We start from the raw sequence: 3,375 nt of genomic DNA on the forward strand, positions 1-3,375 counted from the left end.
AGTCGTGCACAATCACTCGGCGTGAAGGGTGATTTGTCGACATTCGATACCCACCTGCACGTACCCGCTGGTGCTGTTCCCAAAGATGGACCCTCAGCTGGTGCCGCCATGTTTACCGCACTGGCGTCGCTACATGCCGATCGCCCCGTCAACCGCGACGTCGCCATGACCGGGGAAATCAATCTGCGAGGACAAGTGTTGCCGATTGGGGGATTGGTGGAAAAAACCTTGGCGGCACTGAATGCCGGCATCAAGACGGTTTTAATTCCACGGGGCAATGAGAAAGACATTCCGACGCTGCCGGAAGAGGTACGCGCATCGCTCGAGCTTGTGGTTGTGGACACAGTCGACGACGTGTTAACGCGAGCGCTTTTGCAGTGATCGCCGATTGTATTTCGGTCACGCACTGTTTGCGACACGCGCCATTTTCCCGGTGCCGGCAGTACGGGCATTGCGTCTGCGATTCGCATCTTCGGGCGCGGCGCTGAACTCGCAGCAAGGAGTAATCAAATTGATAGAACTTTACTCGTGGTACACATCGAACGGACGAAAGGTTTCGATCGCCCTGGAAGAGCTCGGACTTCCGTATGAGGTCCACCCCATCGATATCACCCGCGGTGAGCAGACCGCTGTCGAATTCGTGCGCGTCAGTCCAAATGGGAAGATCCCTGCCATTGTGGACCAGGATGCTGGAGGAAGAACGCTGATGGAATCCGGAGCGATTCTGCTTTACTTAGCGGACAAGATGGGCCGGCTGATTTCCAAAGACGAGGATCAACGCTGGCGGACCATTGAGTGGCTAATGTGGCAGATGGGAGGCATTGGTCCGTTCCTTGGGCAGCATCTCCATTTCACCCATTACAAGCCGGACGTGTCCGACTACGCGAAAGAACGATATGCTAACGAAGCGCAGCGCTTGTATGGGGTTCTCGACCAGCGATTGGCGGACCGTGAATACCTGGCGGATGATTACTCTATTGCCGATATCGCGACATGGCCATGGATTGCCCGCCACAACTGGCAAAGAATCGATCTGAACGAATATCCACATGTCCGGCGGTGGTATGTTGCGATCGCGGAGCGACCAGCTGTCCAGAGGGGTTGGCGAGTGCCTGAGAATGATCAGGAGATCCCAATGCCTGTTATGGGCGACGAACTCTAAACTACATTCTGGACGAATGTTTGCTTCTGGCCGAAAGCGGAAGTCAGAATCCAGTATTTCCAGCGTTTTTAAGGTCCGCTGTATCCGATAGCGGCCATTGAACTGGTAGGATTGCGAGGGGCCGCTGACGACCCGAAGCAGCCCTTGCTCCGTGGCGACTAGCGGGTGTTATATTTCATACATGGCTAGGGATCTCGCAGAGTTGCAGGATGAGGTCATCGCTCGGGGTTATACGCACGACTTTGGCAGTAGCCACAAGTTGTTGCCGGAGATAATCACCAGCGATCTGCGCATCGTTGATTCCATTTCCTTTGATGGCGGCACCGACCCCGGCGATGACGTGACGATGTACCTGATTGAAGCCCCTAGCGAGAAGGGCTATCTGATCGTCTCGGACAGCTTTCATATCGACCCGATAAAGGCGGCCTTCATAGGCGCACTACTGGCTCAGAGTGGCGGATAACAGGTACGCAATTTGGTGGCTTTCAAGGAGCGGACAAGCGGTCTTTACGAAACCGTCCATTAAACCAGGGCAAAACCACCTGGCCGAAAGCGGTCATTTAATTGACATTAGTCAGTGCGCTTTCTCAGGCGCGGCTTTTCGCCGTCAGCTCGGCGATCTCCTGCTCCAGCTCGCGCGGGTAGTCCTGCAGGCCGGCCGGGCAGTCATCGGCGCCGCCCTCCAGAATCCAGTCGATCCCACGCAGTATGATCGCCGAGAACGGATCGAACAGATCCGCGCCGTGGCCGGCGGTGCCGCTAGCCAGATTCAGGAGGCTGCCGCGGTTGAGCAGATACAGACACCGGTCTTCCAGCTCATAACGCTCAATGTGTGGCCGCATGGGCGCGCGGGGATGCTGGTCGAGGTAGTCGACGTCGTATTCCCGATTGCCGTGACCGACATTGAACAGGACCGCCCCATCACGGACCTGCTGTAGTGCCGCCGGCCCGACAACATCGTTGAGCCCGGTTGCGGTGACAATCACGCTGCAGCGCTTCAACCCTTCTTCCAGCGTGACCGGCTGGCACCCGAAGTGCTGGGCCTCGAGTTGGCGCACCGGATCCGGATCGACCACCAAAACGATGGCTCCCATGCCCCGGGCGCGTTCAGCGACTCCCTGGCCTACAGGACCAAAGCCTATCACCAGGACTGACCTGCCGAACAGACCCATTCCGGTAATTTCGGTGAACACGGGCCACGTCGAGTCCCCGACATGGTAGCGGTTGTGCAGCCGGTCTTTAAGCGCGATGTCATTCCAATTAAAGATCGGAAAGGGAAGATCCAGACCCTGGAGACGGTGAATGCCGGTGGTGGTGGCCTCCAGCCCACCCATGACCTGCGCGCCTTTCGCGGCAAAGGCTTCGGCCAATTCTCCGCCCATGTCGCACAAGACATCTGCCGGCCCGGCGGCCAACTCCTCGAGGTTTTCCCGATATTCAGCCGTGGACATACCACTCTTGGCGAATACGTCGGCGCCTTGCTGAACCAGCCACGCGGCAACGCGATCATCGGTACTGTCCGGATTGCATGCTCCGACCCGCACCTGCGCTCCGGCCTGCAGTAACGGCAACACGCTGAGCATGCTGTCCGGTAGCACATGGGCCCAAAACACCACGGTGCGTCCTGAATAATCCCGGCCGGCGATTGTGCGGCAATAGTGCGCCGTGACTGGCCGGATGACCGACAACCAGGCGCGTTCCTCTTCGGAGATCGCACTGGCAAGCGTAATATCCAGGATGCGACTCATTACCAAAAACCCCGGTTCTGCTGTACTGCCCCTATACTAGTGAATCGACTCCGGTTTCGGAACAGGACGGCATGGACAGATCATTGCATTGCTGGAACTGACTGATGGTCGGGGGAACGTCGGCCCTGCACCCGCAGCGCTAAGACGCATGTGACGAACGCGCCATATCACCCAACAACCAAAACAGCCGACCGCTGGAAGCGGCGGCTGATTTGTCTCGTCCGTTAATATTGATCCCCGAACGACCGCTTCTGGCCGTTAGCGGCCCTTCGATTCTGCCCATTTTCGGGTATCTGAACGTCCGCTTTCGGGAAAAGCAGACATTCAGATTTCGACCTGATTGGATAGTGCCTGTGCGGTCGGATTTGAGTCATTACACCTAGCCGCCTGCTGTGCGTCCAAAAAAACCATACGTAAGTCTGAGAAATTAGGGGTTTGCGGCGGTTAAGTGCGGTTTTTATTGGA

4 protein-coding genes are annotated in these 3,375 nt (G+C 57.2%); 3 read left to right on the forward strand and 1 reads right to left on the reverse strand.

The features are described 5' to 3' along the window. The 3 genes from IIA05_12970 to IIA05_12980 all read left to right on the forward strand — a co-directional run. A partial coding sequence (locus IIA05_12970) for an endopeptidase La (GenBank protein ID MCH9028001.1) occupies positions 1–381 on the forward strand: 381 nt, incomplete at its 5' end. A 130-nt stretch (positions 382–511) separates the two neighbouring features. Further along, a complete protein-coding gene (locus tag IIA05_12975) occupies positions 512–1,162 on the forward strand; it encodes a glutathione S-transferase N-terminal domain-containing protein (protein MCH9028002.1) in 651 nt (216 codons plus the stop codon). 181 nt (positions 1,163–1,343) lie between these two features. Further along, positions 1,344–1,625 (forward strand): phosphoribosylpyrophosphate synthetase, encoded by a 282-nt coding sequence (locus IIA05_12980; protein MCH9028003.1) that lies wholly within the window; start codon positions 1,344–1,346, stop codon positions 1,623–1,625. 124 nt (positions 1,626–1,749) lie between these two features. Here IIA05_12980 and IIA05_12985 read toward each other — a convergent pair whose 3' ends face one another. Further along, positions 1,750–2,910, reverse strand: a complete 1,161-nt coding sequence (locus IIA05_12985) for an adenosylhomocysteinase (protein MCH9028004.1) — start codon at positions 2,908–2,910, stop codon at positions 1,750–1,752. Positions 2,911–3,375 lie beyond the last annotated feature (465 nt).

Source organism: Pseudomonadota bacterium, assembly GCA_022572885.1.
Classification (GTDB): domain Bacteria; phylum Pseudomonadota; class Gammaproteobacteria; order Steroidobacterales; family MnTg04; genus MnTg04.

Bases quoted from the DNA above. Each gene is read 5' to 3' on its own strand.
- IIA05_12980 (MCH9028003.1), top strand. From the start codon at position 1,344: ATGGCTAGGGATCTCGCAGAGTTGCAGGATGAGGTCATCGCTCGGGGT.
- IIA05_12985 (MCH9028004.1), bottom strand. From the start codon at position 2,910: ATGAGTCGCATCCTGGATATTACGCTTGCCAGTGCGATCTCCGAAGAG.